The sequence below is a fragment of the Burkholderia sp. BC1 genome (genome assembly GCF_052683555.1).
Genome location: NZ_JBQYLP010000064.1, coordinates 13107 through 32133 on the forward strand (window position 1 = coordinate 13107; position 19027 = coordinate 32133).

At 68.9% G+C, this 19027-nt stretch carries 12 protein-coding genes and 1 pseudogene; 7 read left to right on the plus strand and 6 right to left on the minus strand.

The window, feature by feature from the left end; all coding sequences use genetic code 11:
• The first annotated feature begins 375 nt into the window (after positions 1-375).
• Positions 376-1887, plus strand: coding sequence for an L-piperidine-6-carboxylate dehydrogenase (gene amaB / locus ACSHSS_RS24120; RefSeq protein WP_043280886.1), 1512 nt, complete (start codon positions 376-378; stop codon positions 1885-1887).
• Between the two features lie 109 nt (positions 1888-1996).
• On the opposite strand, the gene ACSHSS_RS24125 is transcribed toward amaB, so the two are convergent.
• Positions 1997-4444 (minus strand): DUF3772 domain-containing protein, encoded by a 2448-nt coding sequence (locus ACSHSS_RS24125; protein WP_039226624.1) that lies wholly within the window; start codon positions 4442-4444, stop codon positions 1997-1999.
• Between the two features lie 430 nt (positions 4445-4874).
• Between ACSHSS_RS24125 and ACSHSS_RS24130 the strand changes: the two genes are divergently transcribed.
• Together ACSHSS_RS24130 and ACSHSS_RS24135 are read left to right on the plus strand one after the other, a co-directional pair.
• Positions 4875-6293, plus strand: coding sequence for an MFS transporter (locus ACSHSS_RS24130; protein ID WP_445545640.1), 1419 nt, complete (start codon positions 4875-4877; stop codon positions 6291-6293).
• Between the two features lie 199 nt (positions 6294-6492).
• A pseudogene (locus ACSHSS_RS24135) lies at positions 6493-7832 on the plus strand (hypothetical protein).
• A gap of 4 nt (positions 7833-7836) precedes the next feature.
• Here the strand turns inward: ACSHSS_RS24135 and ACSHSS_RS24140 are convergent.
• A complete protein-coding gene (locus ACSHSS_RS24140) occupies positions 7837-10068 on the minus strand; it encodes a penicillin-binding protein 1A (protein ID WP_445545641.1) in 2232 nt (743 codons plus the stop codon).
• A 163-nt stretch (positions 10069-10231) separates the two neighbouring features.
• A complete protein-coding gene (pdxR, locus tag ACSHSS_RS24145) occupies positions 10232-11737 on the minus strand; it encodes a MocR-like pyridoxine biosynthesis transcription factor PdxR (RefSeq protein WP_445545642.1) in 1506 nt (501 codons plus the stop codon).
• A gap of 156 nt (positions 11738-11893) precedes the next feature.
• On the opposite strand from pdxR, the gene ACSHSS_RS24150 reads away from it, so the two are divergent.
• The gene (locus ACSHSS_RS24150) at positions 11894-12532 is read left to right on the plus strand and encodes an FMN-binding negative transcriptional regulator (protein ID WP_445545643.1); all 639 of its coding nucleotides are present in this window, start codon (positions 11894-11896) and stop codon (positions 12530-12532) included.
• A gap of 76 nt (positions 12533-12608) precedes the next feature.
• Here the strand turns inward: ACSHSS_RS24150 and ACSHSS_RS24155 are convergent, their stop codons facing one another.
• Positions 12609-13190: a thioredoxin family protein gene (locus tag ACSHSS_RS24155; RefSeq protein WP_445545644.1), complete on the minus strand. Its 582-nt coding sequence runs from the start codon at positions 13188-13190 to the stop codon at positions 12609-12611.
• A gap of 229 nt (positions 13191-13419) precedes the next feature.
• On the opposite strand from ACSHSS_RS24155, the gene ACSHSS_RS24160 reads away from it, so the two are divergent.
• The gene (locus tag ACSHSS_RS24160; protein ID WP_012216406.1) at positions 13420-14160 is read left to right on the plus strand and encodes a response regulator; all 741 of its coding nucleotides are present in this window, start codon (positions 13420-13422) and stop codon (positions 14158-14160) included.
• Positions 14157-15485 carry an ATP-binding protein gene (locus tag ACSHSS_RS24165; protein ID WP_012216407.1) on the plus strand — a complete coding sequence of 443 codons (1329 nt, stop codon included), beginning with the start codon at positions 14157-14159 and terminating at the stop codon, positions 15483-15485. Before ACSHSS_RS24160 ends, ACSHSS_RS24165 begins: the two co-directional genes overlap by 4 nt.
• Positions 15486-15590: 105 nt before the next feature.
• Here the strand turns inward: ACSHSS_RS24165 and ACSHSS_RS24170 are convergent, their stop codons facing one another.
• Together ACSHSS_RS24170 and ACSHSS_RS24175 are read right to left on the minus strand one after the other, a co-directional pair.
• Entirely contained in the window at positions 15591-16325 is a 735-nt protein-coding gene (locus ACSHSS_RS24170; RefSeq protein ID WP_445545645.1) for a metallophosphoesterase family protein, read from the minus strand.
• Positions 16326-16425: 100 nt separating this feature from the next.
• Positions 16426-16968, minus strand: a complete 543-nt coding sequence (locus ACSHSS_RS24175; protein ID WP_445545646.1) for a GNAT family N-acetyltransferase — start codon at positions 16966-16968, stop codon at positions 16426-16428.
• A gap of 416 nt (positions 16969-17384) precedes the next feature.
• On the opposite strand from ACSHSS_RS24175, the gene ACSHSS_RS24180 reads away from it, so the two are divergent.
• A complete protein-coding gene (locus tag ACSHSS_RS24180; RefSeq protein ID WP_035956159.1) occupies positions 17385-18578 on the plus strand; it encodes a porin in 1194 nt (397 codons plus the stop codon).
• Positions 18579-19027 lie beyond the last annotated feature (449 nt).

Here is a 19027-nt window from a genome sequence, read left to right on the forward strand (position 1 = left end):
TCACCAGGCAGGCGCGCGCCGCCGCGGCGCGTCGCGCAAGCCCGCGCCCGGCGTTCACGGCGCACGTAGGGCGAGCCCGGAGACGCTCGCCGATACGTCGGCGGTCTTGCGTTTTTCGAATGAAGTGGTGAGTTAATATCAATAGCCGCCCGACTTGTGGCCACCCACAATGTCGTCCATGGATCGTGCGCCGCGAGCGCACGGGCGTGCCGGCCGGCCGCCTCGGCGGCGGCGATGCCGCAGTTCGTGCGCGGCATCGCGCAACGGCGCGGCGGCGCGCGCATCCGCTTGCACAAGGCGCGCGAACGCGCTCCAATCGAATCACGCGGGCGGCGTGGCCGCCGCACCGATCAATCTGTCCCTGAAGAGGAAGTGATGCAATTCAACGACATTCTTGCCGCGCTCGACATCGATCTCGCCCAGTGGAAAGGCAACGCGCTGACGGCGCGCTCGCCGCTCGACGGCGCGACGCTCGCGACGCTGGCGGTCGACACGCCCGCCGACGCCGAGCGCAAGATCGACGCCGCGCACGACGCATTCCTCAAGTGGCGCACGGTGCCCGCGCCGGTGCGCGGCGAACTGGTGCGCGTGTTCGGCAACGTGCTGCGCGAGCACAAGGCCGCGCTCGGCCGCCTCGTCACGCTCGAAGCCGGCAAGATCGCGTCGGAAGGCCTCGGCGAAGTGCAGGAAATGATCGACATCTGCGATTTCGCGGTCGGCCTGTCGCGTCAGCTCTACGGCCTCACGATCGCATCGGAGCGCCCGGGCCACCGCATGATGGAAACGTGGCATCCGCTCGGCGTGTGCGGCGTGATTTCGGCGTTCAACTTCCCGGTCGCGGTGTGGGCGTGGAATGCGGCGCTCGCGTTCGTGTGCGGCGATCCTGTCGTGTGGAAGCCGTCGGAAAAGACGCCGCTCACCGCGATCGCATGCCACGTGCTGCTCGGCAAGGCGCTGCGCGAGTTCGACAAGACCCACCCGGGCGTCGCGCCCGAAGGGCTGCATCAGCTCGTGCTCGGCACGCGCGATGTCGGCGAGGTGCTGACGTCGTCGAAGAAGGTGCCGGTCGTCAGCGCGACGGGCAGCGTGCGGATGGGCACCGAGGTCGCGAAGGTGCTGAGCCAGCGTCTCGCGCGCGGCATCCTCGAACTCGGCGGCAACAACGGGATGATCGTCGCGCCGAGCGCCGATCTCGATCTCGTCGTGCGTGCGGTCACGTTCGCGGCGGTCGGCACGGCCGGCCAGCGCTGCACGACGCTGCGCCGCCTGATCGTGCACCGGAGCATCGTCGATCAGCTGCTGCCGCGCCTCGAGAAGGCGTATGCATCGGTGAAGGTCGGCAACCCGCTCGAGGAAGGCACGCTCGTCGGCCCGCTCGTCGATCGCGCGTCGTTCGACGCGATGCAGAAGGCGCTCGCCGATGCGCGCGAGCAGGGCGGTGAAGTGAAGGGCGGCGAGCGTGTCGACGTCGGTCACGCGGACGCTTACTACGTGCGTCCGGCGATTGTCCGGATGCCGAAGCAAACGGCCGTCGTCGAGCGCGAGACGTTCGCGCCGATCCTCTACGTGATGGTGTACGACAACTTCGACGACGCAATCGCGGTGCACAACGCGGTGCCGCAAGGCTTGTCGTCGGCGATCTTCACGAACGACATGCGCGAGGCCGAGTACTTCATGTCGGCGGCCGGCAGCGACTGCGGGATCGTCAACGTGAACATCGGCACGAGCGGCGCGGAGATCGGCGGCGCGTTCGGCGGCGAGAAGGAAACGGGCGGCGGCCGCGAGTCGGGTTCCGATGCGTGGAAGGCGTATATGCGTCGTGCGACCAACACGATCAACTATAGCCGCGAACTGCCGCTCGCCCAGGGCGTGAAGTTCGACGTGTAAGCGCGGGCGGTGCGCTTCGCGCCGCAGCCATCAAAACCGACGGGCCGGTTGCCGCGATGCGGCACCGGCCCGTTTCTTCTGTGGCGCGCGGTGCGAGTGGTGCCGTGCGTTACGCGTCGCTCGCCGGCTCGTTGTGCAGCACCAGCACCTGCGGGCTCGACAGCGTGATCTTCGCCGCACGCAGCTGCTTCAGGATCTCGAACAGCAGGTCGCTCTTCGTCGAACCCGCGATGCGCGGGCTCGCCACGTAGCCCGTCACGCTCAGCGTAATGCCGTCCGGCGCGAGCTGGCTGAACGTGACCGACGGCGCCGGCTTCTCGAGAATCGCCGGGTGGGCGCGGTACGCCTCGAGCAGCAGGTCGCGCACCTGTTCCGGATCGGTGTTCAGCGGAAACGTCAGCATCAGCGTCGCGACGCCCTGCGTGCTGTTGCCCATCGTCACGTTGCGCAGGTTCTGCGAGATCAGCTGCGAATTCGGCACGATCACGGTCGAGCGATCGCTGAGCTGAATCTCGGTCGCGCGCACGTTGATGCGGCGGATGTCGCCTTCGACGCCCGCGATGCTGATCATGTCGCCGACCTTCACCGGCCGCTCCGTCAGCAGGATCAACCCCGACACGAAGTTCTTCACGATCTCCTGCAGGCCGAAGCCGATACCGACCGACAGCGCACTGACGATCCACGCGAGGTTGCTCCATTTCACGCCGAGCAGCCCGAGCGTCATCAGCACGAGCAGCACGTAGCCGACGTTCGCGAACAGCGTGACGAGCGACGCACGCATGCCGCTGTCCATGCCGAGCGCCGGCAGGAACTCGTTGTCGAGCCAGCGCCGTACCGAGCGCAGCAGATAGAAGCCGATCGCGAACCCGATCACCGCGTTCATGATGCGGTCCGGCATGATGTTCAGGCTCTGCAGCCGCTGGCCGCCGATCATCGCGATCGCGCTGTCGAGCAGATCGCTCGGCGTCGTGCCGAAGCCGCCCGTCAGCAGCGCGATCGCCGCGACGAGCATCAGCAGGCTCGTGCCGACGCCCGACACGACGGTGTGTGCCTGTTCGAGATGCCGGTCGTCGAGCGCGAACAGATGCTTGATCTGCTTGCCCGTCGACAGGTTCACCGAGAACAGGCTCTCGCTCGCGTCGCGCGTCAGCTGCGTGAGCACGTACACGCTGCAGAGCACGATCTCGAACCACACGAGCTCGTACGTGATGAAGCGCGCGACCGTGATGTAGCCGATCGCCAGCGCAATCAGCGACACGACGATCGCGAGCGTCACGCCCGCGTGGATCAGCCCGGCAAGCGTCGAGCGCTGCTCGGGCGATTCGCCGGCTGCCGCCAGCGCGCTGCGCACGCGGTTCGCGCGCAGCAGCGACGCGCCCACCGTCAGCGCGACGACCAGCGACACGAAACCGCGGCCGAGCAGCGTGACCGACAGGCTCGTGTCCGCGATCCGGTCGATCGATTCGAGCGTGCCCGATATCAGCAGCAGCGCGGCCAGCACGCCGGGGAACGGCCGCATCGCGAGCGCGACGGGATCGGCGAGCGCGGGCAGCCGCCACGACGGATGCCTCGTACAGAGCAGCGCGCGACCGAGGCCTGCGATCAGCGCGCAGGTCGCGGCGAGTTTCACGAACTGGTCCCACAGATCGCTCATCGCCGGTGTCGGCGTGTAGTGGCGCGCGAGTGCGAGATAGAGAATCTGCACGGCAACCGCGGTCGCCACGAGCGTCGCGACCGCAGTCGACAGCGCGAGCGCGCTGCGGCGCAGCCGCGTCGGCGGCAGACGGTTCAGACAGATCCATGCGAGCCCGTATTCGAGCAGCCGGCGTCCGCCGAGCCACGCCGCGAACGCGGCGATCAACAGCAGCACGGTGGTCGCGCGCTGGCCCGGCGTCCACGACGAGCCGAGCATGTCGCGCAGCTCGCGCTGGAAATCGCCGAGCCGTTGTACGTCGTCCGGCGGCAGATGGAATAGCGGCAGCCAGAATTGCGCGCTGAAAATGCTGGCCGAGCGGAACGCGAGCTGGTTTCTGAGCAGGCTGCGATGCAGCTTCGCGAATTGATCGGACAGGTTCGCGAGATTGGTCTTCTGATCGGCCGCCTGTTTCAGCGCGGCCTCGATCTGCGCCTTGCGCGCATTCAGCGTCGCGCGCTGCTGCGCGACGGCCGGCGTTTCCGGCGCGGCACCCGGCGCGGGCGGCGGCCCGAGCACGTCGAGCTGCGCCTGCAACTGCACACGTTGCGGCGTGAGCTCGCCTTGCAGTTTCTCGACCGCGGCGCTCAGCTGCTGCGTCGCGTCTTCGAGCGCGTCGAGTTCCTTGCTGGTGGTCGACGTCGACGTCTTCTGCTTGATGCGGTCCTGCTCGGCCTGCATCTGCTTGAGCTGCGCGAGCGCGTCGCCGAGCGAAATCGTCGGAACGGGTGCGGCGCCGACGGCGCTCGCGCTCGGCGCCGAGGCGGCGGCCGGAAACGCCGACGCGGTCGCGACGACTGCGAACTGCAGCAGTGCGATCAGCGCAATCCGGCGGGCGAAATGAGAAAGTCGTTGTATGAACATGGATTGCTTACGATTTGCCGACATGTCCGTTTGCCGACAGGCATCGGGCGGCCGGCGGTTGGCCCGGTAGCATGTTACCGGGGCGCGACGGCGGCGGCGACGATGCGTCGGCGCGCCCGACGACGCGATGGCGCGCGCGGCGTGCGGGGCCGCGATCGCCGCGTGCGCCCCGTACGGCGGGGGCTGCGCGCACGGCGGCGTCGGTGCGCGGCGGCCGATGCGGCGGCCTTTGCCGTGCGCCGGCGGCCGACAGACGGTTACGAAATTTACATCTTTCCGGCCGCGCCAGCGCATCCGCGACGCCGCCGCGCGCCGGCGCATGCCGTCGCGCGCGGCACGTAAGCGCGGCACGTGCCGGTACAATGCAGCGATTCGCGCGACGCCGGACGGCCGCGACAACAACAGACGACACGACAGGAGACGCATCACGATGGCTTCAACGGACAGCATCCCGCAGGCGCCGGCCCGATCCCCGCTGATCGACGCCGGCACGATTTCGGCCCGCCTCGACCGGCTGCCGCCGACGCGCAGCGTGTGGAAGCTGGTCGTGCTGCTGAGCCTCGGCTTCTTCTTCGAACTCTACGATCTGCTGTACAGCGGCTGCGTCGCGCCCGGTCTCGTGAAAAGCGGGATCCTCAGCGCGACGACGCACGGGCTGTTCGGCACGACGGGCGTCGCGAGCTTCATCGCCGCGCTGTTTTCGGGGCTGTTCGTCGGCACGATCGCCTGCGGCTTTCTCGCCGACCGCTTCGGCCGCCGCGCGATCTTCACGTGGTCGCTGCTGTGGTACACGGCCGCGAACGTCGTGATGGCGTTCCAGGACACCGCGACGGGCCTGAATTTCTGGCGCTTCGTCGTCGGCCTGGGCCTCGGCGTCGAGATGGTGACGATCGGCACGTACATCTCCGAGCTCGTACCGAAGCAGATTCGCGGCCGCGCGTTCGCGTGCGAGCAGGCGGTCGGCTTCGTCGCGGTGCCGGTGGTCGCGTTTCTCGCGTATCTGCTCGTGCCGCGTGCGCCGTTCGGCCTCGACGGCTGGCGCTGGGTCGTGCTGATCGGCGCGCACGGCGCGATCTTCGTCTGGTGGATTCGCCGCGAACTGCCGGAAAGCCCGCGCTGGCTCGCGCAGCAGGGCCGGCTCGACGAAGCCGATCGCGTGATGCGTGCGCTCGAAGCGAAGGTCGAGGCCGAATACGGACGGCCGCTGCCGGCGCCCGCCCCGGCGGAGCCGGTTGCCGAACGCGGCAGCTTCCGCGACATGTGGGTGCCGCCGTATCGCAGCCGCACGATCATGATGACGATCTTCAACGTGTTCCAGACGGTCGGCTTCTACGGGTTCGCGAACTGGGTGCCGACGCTGCTGATCAAGCAGGGGATCACGATCACGTCGAGCCTGATGTATTCAAGCGTGATCGCGCTCGCCGCACCGGTCGGCCCGCTGATCGGGCTCGTGATCGCGGACCGCTTCGAGCGCAAGTCGGTGATCGTCGCGATGGCGGCGACGGTGCTCGTCTGCGGGCTGCTGTTCAGCCAGACGACGATCGGCGCGCTGCTGATCGTGCTCGGCATCGGCCTGACGCTCGCGAGCAACATCATGTCGTACAGCTTCCATGCGTATCAGGCCGAGCTGTTCCCGACGTCGATCCGTGCGCGCGCGGTCGGCTTCGTCTACTCGTGGAGCCGCTTCTCGGCGATTTTCTCGTCGTTCGTGATTGCCGCGGTGCTCAAGGGCTTCGGCACGGTCGGCGTGTTCGCGTTCATTGCGGGCGCGATGGCGATCGTGATGGCGGCGATCGGCATCATGGGGCCGCGCACGAAGGGCATCGCGCTCGAAGCGATCTCGCGATGAGACGGTGCGCGCGGCACGGTCACGCGTTGAAACAACGGTAACGAAACGCAAATTCGCGGCGAAACGGGCGCCGCGTCGCTGCCGATTTCGCCATGCACGCGTAGAATCGTAGCCCTGACGACTCATTAGCTCACCATCGGACCGGGCGCGCGGCATCGGTGCACGGCTTCCGCCGCGAAGAGGCGTCGACATCGCGCGCATGGCGTTGCGCCGACCGTCTCGATGGCTTTTCGCGCAATGCGTGCCGCTCGCCCTGCGCGAGCGCCGGCCCGGCCGATGGTCAACGACCGCATGATGCTTTCCGACCTGACGCGGCGAATCGCTCGACCGCGTCGCCGTACCGTCGCAGCGGCCGCCTGCATGTGGCTCGCTGCCGTCCCGTCCCTGTCCGTCGTCGCGCCGTCTGCCGCGTGGGCTGCGTCCGATACGCCGTCGTCCGCGACGGCGGGATCGTCGCCGGCCGCTTCGGCGGCGCCCGCGGCTTCGCGTCCGCATGCCGAAACCGGTGCGTCCGGTGCGTCGTCCGCACCCGCGGCTTCGCGTCCGCATGCGGCAAGCGGAGCGTCCGGTGCGTCGGCCGCGTCGGCGGCCACGCCGGCGTCCTCTGCGTCGACTGCGTCCGGTGCATCCTCCGTGTCCGCCGCGTCCTCCGCATCCGCCGCATCCGCCGCGACACCCGCATCGGCCGCATCCGAAACGCCGGCCAGCGAGGCGGCGCCGACGCCGCCGCGCCGGCATCCGCCGCTGTCCGCACACGAAGCCGAAAGCGCGACGGCCCGCGCGCTCGACATGCGCAAGCGCTTCGCGCAGGAAGTCACGCGTCGCCTGAACGTGCCCGCGAACGAACAGCGCGCGTACGGCGAACGGCTTCAGCGCGCACTCGCCGCCGCCGATCTCGGGGATCTCGCCGGCGAATACGTCGTGATGGTCGACCGCGCGCCGAACGTGCAGGCGCTGTTCATCTACTTCCGCGCGACGCCCGCGAACGCGTGGCTGCTGATCGGCGCCGCCCCCGTCGCGACGGGGCTGCCGGGCCAGTACGATCACTTCCTGACGCCGCTCGGCGTGTTCCATCATTCGCCGGACCACATGGACTTCCGCGCGGAAGGCACGACGAACGAGAACGGCATTCGCGGCTACGGCCACCGCGACATGCGCATCTTCGACTTCGGCTGGGTCGACGGCGAGCGCGGCTGGGGCAAGGGCGGCAAGTCGGCGATGCGCTTTCAGATGCATGCGACCGATCCCGATCGGCTCGAGCCGCTGCTCGGCATCCGCCACTCGAAGGGCTGCGTGCGGATTCCCGCGTCGCTCAACACGTTCCTCGACCGACACGGGATTCTCGACGACGACTATCAGGCGCGCGTCGAGGCCGGCAAATCGCTGTGGGTGCTGCGCGGCGACCGCGAGATCTCGCCGATCGCCGGCCGCTATCTGGTCGTGATCGACAGCGCGCGCAAGACGCGCCCCGCATGGTCGCCGCTGCCGGGCCGCGGCGCGTGGTCGAAGCTGCCGAAGGGCGGCGATACGGCGGACTGACGCGCTAGCGGAACAGTCGCAGCCAGTCGAACAGGCCCGGATGCGCGCGCCGCTTCGGCGCGGGTGCCGGCGCGGCGCGCGGGCGGAAATCGGGCGAGAGCTGCGCGTGCGGATCGATCGCGCGTGCACGCAGCGCGTCGACATAGAATGCGCCGACGATCGGCAGTGCGCTGTGCGCGCCCGCACCCCAGTGGTCGCTGCGCAGCGTCACGCTGCCGTCGTCGAAGCCGACCCACGCACCGGCGACGAGTTGCGGATGCATCAGGATGAACCAGCCGTCCGCGTTGTCCTGCGTCGTGCCGGTCTTGCCGGCCACGTCGCCGCGAATCCCGTAGCGCGTGCGGATGTCGGCACCCGTGCCGCGGTCGACGACGTCGCGCATCACGTCGACGAGCGTGAGCGCCGCATTGGCCGGCAGCGCGCGTTGCGGCGGCGCGTCGGCGAAGCGCGCGAGCACCTTGCCGTTGCGATCCTCGATCTGCGTGATCGCCTGCGGCGCGACATAGACGCCGCGGTTCGCGATCGTCGCGTACGCGGACACCATCTCCTTCAGCGTGACGGGGCTCGTGCCGAGCGCGAGCGACGGCACCGCCTCGAGCGGGCTGTCGCGCACCCCCATCGCGCGCGCGAGCCGCACGACCTTCGCCGCACCTTCGCGCTGCATCAGCTGGGCGGTGATCCGGTTGCGCGACAGCGCGAGCGCATCGCGCAGCGTCATCGGCGCGCCGGTCGGCGGCTCCGCGTCGGTGGGGCGCCACACGCTGCGATCGCCGAGCGGAATCGCGACGTCGCGATCGACGAACGTGTTGCTCGGCCGCGCGCCGTCCGCGAACGCGGCGCCGTAGACGAACGGCTTGAACGTCGAGCCCGGCTGGCGCCGCGCCTGCTCGACGTGGTCGAACGGCTCGTCGCCGAAATCGGGGCTGCCGACCCACGCGCGGATCGCGCCGTTGCGCGGATCGATCGCGACGAAGCCGGCCTGCACCTGTGTCTTGCGCTCGCACAGCGCGCGCACGAACGCGCGGTTCGCGCCGAGCTGCGTCAGTGCCGCCGCATCGGTGAGCCCCGCGTCGCGCGCGTCGCGGTAATCGGGCGTCTGCCGGATGAAGCCGCGGAACAGCGCGTTGCGCAGCCCGCATCCGGACGGGCCGCGCCAGGCGGCGTCGGCGACAGCCTGCAAGCGGTCGGTCTGCTGGACGAGCGCGCGCGTGGCCATCTGCTGCAATCGCGCATCGAGCGTCGTGCGGATCACGAGGCCGTCCGAGTACAGATCGTAGTCGTGGCTGTCGGCCCACGCGATCAGCCATTTGCGGACCTGCACCGCGAAATGCGGCGCGAGGCCCGGGTCGGCGGTCTGCCGCTCGAAGTCGACGCGCAGCGGCCGGCGCTGCAGCCGCGCGAGTTCGCTTGCCGACAGCATGCCGGCCTTCGCCATCTGCTCGAGCACGACGTTGCGACGCTGCAATGCGCGCTCGGGATTCAGCACCGGGTTGTAGTAGCTGTTGCCCTTCAGCATCCCGACGAGCGTCGCGCTTTCGACGACGTCGAGCTGGTCCGCCGATTTGCCGAAGTAGGTCCGCGCGGCCATCTCGACGCCGTACGCGTTGTAGAGGAACGGCACCGTGTTCAGATACGTCTCGAGGATCTCGGCCTTGCTGTACACCATCTCGATCTTGAACGCGGTGACGAGCTCCTTCAGCTTGCGCGTGAGCGTCGGCGCGCGGCCGACTTCGTCCGGATAGAGATTGCGCGCGAGCTGCTGCGTGATCGTCGAGCCGCCCTGCCGCTCGCCGCCGAACGTATGCAATGCGGCCGCGAGCGTGCGGCGCCAGTCGATGCCGTGGTGCGCGTAGAAGCGGCGATCCTCGGTCGCGATCAATGCGTCGACGGTGTGCGGCGAAATCAGCTTCAACGGCACCCATTCGCGATTGACCGGCCGGAACTCGGCGATCAGCTTGCCGTCGGCCGACAGCACGCGCGCGGGCCGCTCAATGCGTGCCTTGCGGATGTCGCCGATGCTCGGCGTGAACGGCACGAACGCGAGCAGCACCAGCACCGCGAGCGTCGGTATCGCGGCGAGCGTCAGCGCGATGCCGCGGCGCGTCGGATGGCGAAGCGCGTGTGCGGCGCCGCGCAGCGCAGCGCGCAGGCGTGCCGCGCAGCCGGCGGCGAACGGCGCGACGCGCGCGCGGCAGCGCGCCAGTGCGAGGCGAAGGAACGACACGAAGCGATTCACGGCGCGAAGGGCGGAAAAAGCCGCGATGCTAGCAAACGCGCGCGCGGCGAATGCGGCGCAAACGGCGTTTCGCTTGCAGGATTTACAGACGATTACGTTTGTTGCGCGCCGACAACCATTACGCCGCGCCATGCACGCGCCAGTACGCGGCGCGGCGCGCGATTCACCGCGTGCGTCGGCGGCGCGCCGTGCCGGCGGCTTCGACGATCACCTCGGCGAGCCGCTGCGCGGCGGCTTCCATCCGGGCGCGGCCGAATCCGCCGAACCCGAGCACGAGGCCGGGCCGCGCGGTGCCCGGTGCGAACATCGGCGACACCGCGCGCACCGCGATGCCTGCGTCGGCGGCGCGCGCGACGACGTCGAGATCGTCGATGCCGTCGGCGAGCCACAGTACGACATGCATGCCCTGATCGCCGGGCTGCACCCAGGCGAGCGCGCGCGGCAGCCGTGCGCCGAGCGTGTCGATCAGCAGCGTGCGCTGTTCCGCATAGACGCCGCGCACGCGACGGATGTGCCGGTCGAGATGGCCTTCGGCGATGAACGCAGCGAGCACGTACTGATCGGCGGTCGGCGCATGACGATCCATCAGCACGCGCGCGCCGCAGAACGCGGGCACCAGATCGTCGGGCGCGATCACGTAGCCGAGCCGCAGCGATGGAAACAGCACCTTGCTGAACGTGCCGAGATAGACGACGTGCTCGGGGTCCAGCCCCTGCAACGACGGAAACGGATGGCCTTCGTAGCGCAGCTCGCTGTCGTAGTCGTCTTCGACGATCCACGCGCGATGCGTTCGCGCCCACGCGAGCAACGCATTGCGCCGCGCCATGCTCATCGGCATCCCGAGCGGATACTGATGCGACGGCGTCACGAACGCGACGCGCGCATCGGCTGCCGCGCGCATGCCGGCGTCGACGTCGATACCGTCCGCATCGACGGGCACGCGCACCATCGCATCGCGGCGGCCCGTGCTGTCGAGCAGCGCCGTGATGCCGCGGTAAGCGGGATTCTCGACCCACGCGCGATCGTGTGCGCCGAGCAGCACCTGCGTCGCCAGATGAAGCCCCTGCTGCGTGCCGCTCGTGATCACGACCTGATCGGCTTCGCAGCGCACCGAGCGCGAGCGGCGCACGTAATCGGCGATCGCTTCGCGCAGCGGCAGCGCGCCTTGCGGATCGGCGTAGCCGGACGGCGCGCCCGCACCGCGTGCGCGCAGCCGGTTGCCGAGGCGGCGCCATACGTCGTCGGGCGCGGTGAGGCCGGCCGGCACCGAGATCGCGAACGGCGCGGGCGGCAACGGCCGGAACTCCTGCGCGATGCGCGCGAACGTCGCGGCCGGCTCAGGCAACCCCGCGCGAGTGCGCGGCCGGCGCACGGCCGAACGCGCGGGCGGCGGCGCGGCCAGCGCATGCGCGACGCGCGTGCCGGCGCCGGCGCGCGACTCGAGAAAGCCTTCGGCGACAAGCTGCGCATACGCGTCGACGACGGTGCCGCGCGCAACCTGCAGCGATGCCGCGAGCAGACGCGTGGACGGCAGCGTGTCGCCGGGCCGGACATCGCCGCGACGCACGGCTTCGCGCAGCGCCTGCGCGAGCTGGCGGCTCAGGTCGCCGGCTGCGCGATCGAGCGCGCCGAGCGACGGGATGTCGACGATCCGGGCCGTTCTTGCCATGATTCTGGTCTACCGAAATTATTGGAAACCGGCTCTACAGCATAAACCAGTTTGCAGTCACAATCGGCGCATCGCGAAGCCGTGCGACGGCGTGCCGTTGGCCGCACACGCCGGCCTATGCGCCGTCCGAATCCTGTCCGATCGTGGAGCCGCCCCATGTATGTCCCTGCCGATTTCGCCGAATCCCGCCCCGACGTGCTGCGCGAGCTGATCGTGCGCCATCCGTTCGGCAGCCTGATCACGCACGGAAAAGACGGGCTCGACGCGAACCACCTCCCGTTCGAATGGCTGCCCGGCGATGGCGGGCTCGGCGAGCTGCACGCGCATGTCGCGCGCGCGAATCCGGTGTGGCAGGCGGTCGCGAACGGCGACGACGTGCTCGTGATCTTCCACGCGGGCGACGCATACATCTCGCCGAACTGGTATCCGAGCAAGCATGCGACGCACCGTCAGGTGCCGACGTGGAACTACGTGGTCGTGCATGCGCACGGCCGCATCACGGTGCGCGACGACGAGAAGTTCGTGCGCGGTGTCGTCGCGCGGCTCACGCACACGCACGAGGCATCGCAGCCGGTGCCGTGGAAGATGGGCGATGCGCCGCCCGACTATCTCGAGGCGATGCTGCAATCGATCGTCGGCCTGCAGATCGAGATCACGCGGCTCGTCGGCAAGCGCAAGCTCGGGCAGAACAAGGCGGCCGCCGATATTCGCGGCGCGGGCGAAGCGCTGGTCGCGAGCGGGAACGTCGCGATCGGCGGCGCGATGCTCGCGGCAGCCGACGCGAAACGCGAATGACGCGTTCGCCAATCACGTACGGGCATCGGCCGCAAGCGCTCGTGCACGTGCTCGTGCACACGTGCGCCGGGCGGCGCTACGGCGTGCGCGTCGCGTCCTTCGCAGGTTCGCCGGCTTGCGCCAGCGCGGCGCGAATCGCGGCCTCCGTCTTGTCGTACGCGCCTTCGCCGTACCGCGTATAGACGATCTTGCCGTTCGCATCGATCAGATACAGCGCGGGCCAGTACTGGTTGCCGTACGCGCGCCACGTGTCGTAACGGTTGTCCTGCGCGACCGGATAGCGGATGCCGAAGCGCGCGATCGCGTCGGCGACGTTTTTCGCGTCGCGTTCGAACGGATACTCGGGCGTATGCACGCCGATGACGACGAGCCCTTGATCGCGGTATTTCCGGTAGCAGTCGTTGACGTACGGAATCGTATGAATGCAGTTGATGCACGAGTACGTCCAGAAGTCGACGAGCACGACCTTGCCGCGCAACCGGTCGAGCGTGAGCGGCGCGCTGTTGTGCCAGCGCTCGATGCCGGCGAACTCGGGCGCGCGCGAGCTGGCGAGCGAGGCCATCGTGCCCGCCTCGTCGCGTGTGCCGGCAAACGCGGCGAGGCCGGCCGTGGCGGCGAGCGCGAACACGAAGGCGGCGGTCCTGAATCGGGGCAGCATGGCGTTTCTCCGGTGCGGCCGGCCGCTGCGCACGGGCGCCGGCCGGTCGGGTTGCGATAGCCGTCATTGGGCCGCCGCGAAGTATCTGCGATGTGTCCGGCGAGCCGCGCGTGTGCAATGTTGTGTGTCGCGACGGCGGCGCGATACAGTGCGATACAAACGCGCCGGTTCGCCGCGGTATAAAGGCGGACATCGCCCCGCCCGCCCTTCACGAGTACGACACCGATCCATGGACAAGCCCGACCACGTGCTGATCGTCGACGACGATCGCGCCATTCGCGAACTGATCGCGGACTATCTCGAGAAGAACGGCATGCGCGTGTCGCTGGCCGCGAACGGGCGCGAGATGCGCAGCGTGCTCGACGACGGCGCGCCCGACCTGATCGTGCTCGACCTGATGCTGCCGGGCGAGGACGGCCTGACGCTGTGCCGCGATCTGCGCGCCGGCAAGTTCCGTACGGTGCCGGTGCTGATGCTGACTGCGCGCAGCGAGGAAACCGACCGGATCGTCGGCCTCGAAATGGGTGCGGACGACTACCTCGCGAAGCCGTTCGCGGTGCGCGAACTGCTCGCACGGATCCGTTCGGTGCTGCGCCGCGCGCGGATGCTGCCGCCCGGCATGCAGGTGACGGAGACGGCCGGCATGCTCGCGTTCGGCGAATGGCGGCTCGACACGACGGGGCGCCATCTGCTCGATGCGGAAGGCACGCTCGTCGCGCTGAGCGGCGCCGAATACCGGCTGTTGCGCGTGTTTCTCGATCATCCGCAGCGCGTGCTGACGCGCGATCAATTGCTGAATCTGACGCAGGGCCGCCAGTCGGATCCGTTCGACCGCTCGATCGACCTGCTCGTGAGCCGGCTGCGCCAGCGGCTGCGCGACGGCGCGCGCGAACCGCGCTACATCAAGACGCTGCGCAACGAAGGCTACGTGTTCTCGTCGGCCGTCACCGCGATCGAAGGCACATCGTGAACGCGCGCATCGCGTGGCACTGGCCGCGCTCGCTGTTCGCGCGGCTCGCGCTGATTCTCTGCGTGGGGCTCGCGCTTGCGCAGACGCTGTCGTTCTGGCTCACCGTCACCGAGCGCGATCAGGCGACGACCAACCTGATGATGGGTTACATCGAGCGTGAAGTCGCGAGCTCGGTCGCGCTGCTCGATCATCTTCCGCCCGACGAGCGTGCCGCGTGGCTGCCGCGTCTCGCGCGACGCAGCTATGCGTTCATCCTCGGGCCCGGCGAGACCGGCACGCCGCCGGAGGCGCGGCTGTCGGCGCGCGTCGAGCGGTCGATCTCGGACGGCATCGGCGGCCGGTATCCGCTGACCGCGAACGCGATTCCGGGCGATCGCGAACATTTGCAAGTGCATCTGCGGCTGACCGACGGCTCGCCGCTCACGATCGACATTCATCCAATGTCGACGGTGCCGCTGTCCGACTGGCTGCCGGTCGTACTCGCGCTGCAGCTCGCGGTGCTGGCCGCGTGCTGCTGGCTCGCGGTACGGCTCGCGACGCGGCCGCTGAAGCAGCTCGCACTCGCGGCCGACGCGCTCGGCCCCGACCTGAAGGGCGAGCGGCTCAGCGAGGACGGGCCGTCCGAAGTCGCACGCGCGGCGCGCGCATTCAACGCGATGCAGGATCGCATCGCGCAGTACATGACCGAACGGATGCAGATCCTCGCATCGATCTCGCACGATCTGCAGACGCCGATCACGCGGATGCGGCTGCGCGTCGACGTGATGGACGACGATGCGCAAGGCGCGAAGCTGCGGCAGGATCTGCTCGAGATGGAGCATCTGGTGAAGGAGGGCGTCGCGTATGCGCGTACGCTGCACGGCTCCGACGAGGCGGCGCGCCGCATCGATCTCGATGCGCTGCTCGACAGCATCGTCTGCGATTACGTCGATGCGGGGCAGGACGTCGCGCTGCACAGCCGCGCGCCGCTCGCGCTCGTCACGCGGCCGAAGGCGCTGCGCCGGATCGTCGGCAATCTCGTCGACAACGCGCTGAAGTTCGCGGGCGCGGCGGAGATCGACGTGCAGCCGGCGCCGGACGGCGGCGCGGTGATCGTCGTGCGCGACCGCGGGCCCGGCATTCCGGACGATCAGCTCGACGCGGTGTTCGAACCGTTCCGCCGCGTGGAGACGTCGCGCAATCGCGAGACGGGCGGCACGGGCCTCGGCCTTGCGATCGCGCGCCAGCTCGCGCTCGCGATGGGCGGCACGTTGACGCTGAGCAATCGGCAGGATGGCGGCGGCGGGCTCGATGCGCGTCTGACGCTCGTGAATGCGGCGGCGTAGCGAAGGCACGGCGTGTGGCCGGGCGCTTTGGCGTTCGGGCGCGGCAGGGCCGCGTCGCGTGTGGGAACAGATGCGCGACAGGCCTTCGGATGGCGCTTGCGCGTATCAGCAGCGGCCGGTGCGCAGCGCGACGGTCCAGTCGTCGCGCCCGCGCGCCGCTGCCGTCGCGGCGGCGGCGTCCCAGTCGTAGTCGACCGCATGGAATTCGGCGTGCCAGCCGGCCGCCGTGCGCGACACCATCGCGTAGCGCGCATGCGGCGTGCCGTTTTCGATCCGGTGTGGATGCGGGTGATCGTCCGCGTACGCCTGCAATCCGACGCTGCCGGGATTCACGATCAGCCGGCCGTCTTCGAGTGCCGCGGCGCGCGGCACGTGCGTGTGGCCGCACAGGATCAGCGACGCCGTTTCGTCGCCGGCGCGTTGCGCGATCTCATCCGGCGTCGCCGCGCGGCAGCCGTCGGGCGTCACCGTTTCGAGGAAATAGACGAGGTCGCTGGCCGGCGTGCCGTGCACCATCAGCACGTCGTCGTCGAGCATCAGCCGCGGCGGCAACGCGGCGATCCACGCGAGATGCGCATCGCGCAGCGTATCGCGTGCCCAGCGATCGGACAGCCGCAGCGATTCGCGATCGCCGCTCAGCAGCTGCCGCTCGTGATTGCCCTTGATCGTCGGCAGGTCGAGCGCGATCAGCCGGTCGGCCGTTTCGGCCGGATGCAGCGCGCCCGACACGATGTCGCCGAGATTGACGATCACGTCGGCGCCGCGGCGGCGGATGTCCGCGAGCACCGCGTCGAGCGCGGCGAGGTTGCCGTGGATGTCGGAGAGCGCGGCGATTTTCATGGCAGGCGTCGGAAAGGGGGGGGCGCGACGATTGTCGCGAATTCGGCGTGTGCCGTCCAATCGGCGATGCGGGTGACGCCGTGCAGCGACTGCGCTGTGGTCAGGTGGTGTCGGTTGCGAGGCGTGCGTACATCGCGAAATCGCCCGGCACGCCTCGCACCATCCTGTACGCGCGCAGCAGCCCTTCGTAGCGGTAGCCGCATTTTTCCAGCACGTGCGCAGAGCGTATGTTGTCGGTCAGCACGACGCCCTGCATGCGCATGAAGCCGCCTTCGGCAAATGCCCACGCCGTGACGCTCGCACACACTGCACGCGCGATGCCGCGGCCCCAATGCGTGGGCGCGAGGTCGTACGCGATTTCGGCGCAACGGTTGGCCGTGGAGACCGTATGCAGCCCGATCGTTCCGACGAGGGCGCCCGAAGCGTCGTCGACGATCGCGAGCCGGCGGATCGAATCGGGATCGGACGACTCGAGCCCGTCGAACAAGGGCAGCAGATCGTCGCGCGAACGCAAATTCCAGCTCGTGTGGCGGACGACGTCCGGCATCGACAGATAGGCGAACCATGCGTCGAGGTCCGCGCGGTCGAGCTGCCTGACGGACAGGCCCGGAAAGCCGGAAGCGGGCGGCGTGTCGATCTTCATTTCATCGCGCCCCGTTCGAGCGACGCCATACGCGCGCCTGCGGCCCGGCTCGGCACCGCGGAGGCTGAACGTCCGGCAACGGCCGGCGGAGTCGTTGCTTGCATGAAGGGCGCTCCAGTCGCTGGCATGGGACGATTATCGATCCTCCATTGGCCCGGGGCATTTCTGCCGCGCCGTCGACTATCTCTATTTTCGAAATAAACTTTTTTCATTATTGCCCTTTCGACGGAAACCGGTTCCAACTACGATGGCGGCCGCACCGGGCATGCCCGATGCGCCATCGTGCGCGCCTGCGCGCGTCGATGCGTGCGGCACGCCGGCGACTCGCAGCGCCGCGCGACTACTCGCCGGCCGTCCGCCCCCGGGCGGCCGAACACAGCTACAACAACGGGCCCGAGCCCGGAGACATCACAATCATGAACAAGCAACTGATCGCAGCGCCGCTGCTCCTCTCGCTCGCGGGCCTCGCATCCGCGCAAAGCTCCGTCACGCTGTACGGGATCGTCGATGCGGGCGTGACCTATCGCAGCAACGAACGCGTCGGCACGGCGGGCGCGTACACCGGGCATTCGAACGTCGGCTTGACGACCGGCAACCTGTCCGGCAGCCGCTGGGGCATCAAGGGCAGCGAGGATCTCGGCGGCGGCCTGCGCGCGCTGTTCGTGCTCGAGAACGGTTTCGACATCACGAACGGCACGTCCGGCCAGGGCGGACGCCAGTTCGGCCGGCAGGCGTTCGTCGGCGTGGGGAGCGACCGTTACGGCTCGATCACGCTCGGCCGCCAGTACACGTCGCTCGACGACTTCGTGAGCCCGGTCGGCCCGTCGTCGTTCATCGGCGGCTTCGGCGCGCATCCGGGCGACATCGACGATCTCGACCAGACCGCGCGCGTCGACAGCTCGATCAAGTACACGAGCGCGAACTATGCGGGCTTCACGTTCGGCGCGCTGTACGGCTTCGGCGGCCAGCCGGGCAGCATGAAGCAGCGCAATACGTGGAGCGTCGGCGCGGCCTATGCGGCGGGCCCGCTGCGCGTCGGCGTCGGCTACGAGCGCTCGGACAACAGCAAGACGGGCGCGACCGACACGACGCTCGGCAAGTGGCAGAGCACCGACGACGGCCTGTTCAACTCGTCGATCAACGAAGGCTATGCGAGTGCGCAATCGCAGCAGATCATCGCGACGGGTGCGACGTACGACTTCGGGCCGGCGGTGGTCGGCGTGAACTACAGCAACGTGCAGTACCGCAGCGGCGACCGCTCGCTGTTCAGCGGCCATGCGACGTTCAACGTGGCCGGCGTGTTCGCGCGCTGGAACGTGCGCCCGCAGACGCAGCTGTTCGCGGGCTACAGCTACACGCGCGGCAGCGACGTCGACGGCATCGACGATCGCGCGCAGTACCACAACGTGACGCTGGGTGCCGTCTACGACCTGTCGAAGCGCACCAGCGTGTATCTGCTCGGCGCGTACCAGCATGCGTCGGGGATGACGCTCGACGCGCTCGGCCGGCCGGTGGCCGCGACCGCGTCGGTGTCGGACAAGGCGAACGGCCATTCGTCCGATACGCAGTCGCAGGCGATCGTCAGCCTCGGCTTGCGTCAGCGGTTCTGACGCGGCGCGTAGCGTCCAACCCTGCCGATCACCGGCGCCGCGCGCCGCTCGTCGACACGAGCCGCGCCGCGCCGGTTCATTCCCCGCTCCGCCGCGTCCGCGGCGGACATCGTGCGGCCGCGCGTGCGCGGCACGCAACGCTCCCCGTTGCCGGCATTGTCGTGTCGCTGCCGGCGTGCCGGACGATATTTTTTCTTTCATTCGAATTTCTGTCTGTAATCATCGATGTGTTGCCGTGGCAATTCAGTTGGATGCGCACGCATCAGAAAAAGTGACGCATTTGCATTGAAAGAGTCGGCATAAAATTCCGTAAGAAATTAAAAATCACAATTGCATGAGCAAGACGACACGAATCCGGTATTGCGTCGGCCGGCACGGCCATTGTGCCGCGCTAAGCGCAATACTGTTCAGATAGTATTTTTAAAGCCATAATCCTCATCCATCGAAGC